A 2,140-nucleotide genomic window follows, 5' to 3' on the forward strand; every position below is an offset into this window, starting at 1 on the left:
TTAATCAATGCGGATGTTAACGGATCTTACAAGTGCGATTCGTTCAGTCGAAACCGAGAAATCGGGGGATGACTGGCTTCTACAGGGTAATCCATCAGGATTGAGTTCGCACTTTAATCCCTTGTAGATGACAACTTCATAACCTTGCAGGTGAGCGTCAGTATCCTAGAAAACGTCAAGCCCTGCCCCTCAAACGTAGAGGTGAAAGCATATCCCCCACTGTAGCGACTAGCCCTCAATCGGTGAAGCGGGGATAAAAGCGGAAAGAGCTACTAGCCTAAAGTGGTATCCCGTAAGCAAGTTTCTATGGATAACGAAAGTGAAGTCACTGCCTGAATCACCGTTAAGCCGAACCAGCGAAATAAGGCTTCATGCGCTGGTAGTCCCAAAAAGGGCATTAGTACAGGGTGGTATGCGAATTTGTATCGGCATACCTACGTTACCCAAAAAACTCGGTGAAGAGGTGACATCCTAACGGAACAAACCAATGGTTATGAGGAACGAAGTAAACCACCTGATTACTCTCGGAGAGGTCGAATACTTCGAGCAGTCAGCTAAGACGAAACATCTGGATTTCCAGGTAACAGGTGGTAGAGATTGAGTCAAAAGCCAACGCCTCATTGTAATGATGAGGATATGCTAACGGACTCACGGTAATACGGATGATATAGCTACAAGTAGCAATGAATATGTTATGAACACGGCAGAAAAACCGATGTATGAATGGAACGATATCAACTGGCGAAAGCTAGAGCGTAACGTTTTTAAATTGCAAAAGCGGATATATCAAGCGTCTAATCGTGGTGATGTCAAGCTAGTACGCAGACTCCAGAAACTGTTGATAAGTTCTTGGGCAGCAAAAGCCGCTTCGGTTCGTCGGGTAACTCAGGATAATCGCGGTAAGAAGACGGCAGGTGTGGATGGCGTTAAATCGCTGACCCCAAAGCAACGTTTCGCCTTGATAAATAAAATATCATTGGGTTCAAAGGTTAAGCCAACACGCCGAGTTTGGATACCCAAACCAGGGACAGATGAGGAAAGACCTTTAGGTATACCGACAATGGAAGACCGAGCTTTGCAAGCGTTAGTCAAACTGGTGTTAGAACCAGAATGGGAAGCGCGATTTGAACCTAACTCATACGGGTTCAGACCTGGACGCTCATGCCACGATGCGATAGGAGCAATATTCTGTGCGGTTAATAAAAAATCCAAGTATGTGTTGGATGCCGATATCAGTAAATGCTTCGACCGTATTAATCACGATGTACTTCTCAAAAAATTGAATACTTATCCTACCCTACGGAGACAAATCCGAGCTTGGTTAAAAGCTGGTGTTATGGATGGAAACGAGCTGTTCCCAACTGATGAAGGTACACCACAAGGCGGGGTAATTTCACCTCTACTTGCCAATGTCGCCTTACATGGGATTGAGGAATTGATTATGGGTTTAGCCCCAAAATTCGAGATGAAAGACTATCGTGGTTATAATCTTGGATTGCGAGACAAACTCAAATCGATTTCATTGATAAGATATGCGGACGATTTTGTAGTCCTTCATGAGGATTTAGAAGTTGTAAAGCTGTGTCAAGTAGAGATAGAGAAGTGGTTGAGTGGCATTGGGTTAGAACTAAAGCCGAGTAAGACAAGATTAGCTCACACCCTGAACAAGTTAGATGATGAACAACCTGGATTCAACTTCCTAGGATTCAACGTCAGGCAATTCCCTGTTGGGAAACACAATTCAGGCAAAGTAAAGGGTAAAATCCTCGGATTTAAGACTATTATCACCCCCAGTAAAGAAAGTCAGAAAAAGCACTACAGAAAAGTTGCTGAAGTAATAAATAAATCGCGTGGGTCAAACCAAGCGACTTTAATTAAGAATCTCACTCCTATCATACGGGGTTGGTGCAACTACTTCTCAACAGTCGTCAGTCAAAAAATATTTTCAAAGTTGTGGCACTTAGTGGTTTGGAAGCTTCTGAAGTGGGGTCGTCATCGTCATAGGAACAAAGGCAAAGGGTGGATACGCCGTAAATACTTCAAAACCGTAGAAGGCAATAACTGGGTGTTCGCAACCGGAGAGGGTAACAATCCTCTAAGGCTAATACAACATAGCTCCACTGAAATAAAGCGCTATGTA

At 43.8% G+C, this 2,140-nt stretch carries 1 protein-coding gene; it reads left to right on the plus strand.

The window, feature by feature from the left end; genetic code table 11:
• Positions 1–694: 694 nt before the first annotated feature.
• The coding region (ltrA, locus tag QUA58_RS31165; RefSeq protein ID WP_333397988.1) for a group II intron reverse transcriptase/maturase at positions 695–2,140 on the plus strand (1,446 nt) is incomplete at its 3' end.

It is taken from the genome of Microcoleus sp. N9_A1 (assembly GCF_036701795.1).
Lineage (GTDB): Bacteria > Cyanobacteriota > Cyanobacteriia > Cyanobacteriales > Microcoleaceae > Microcoleus.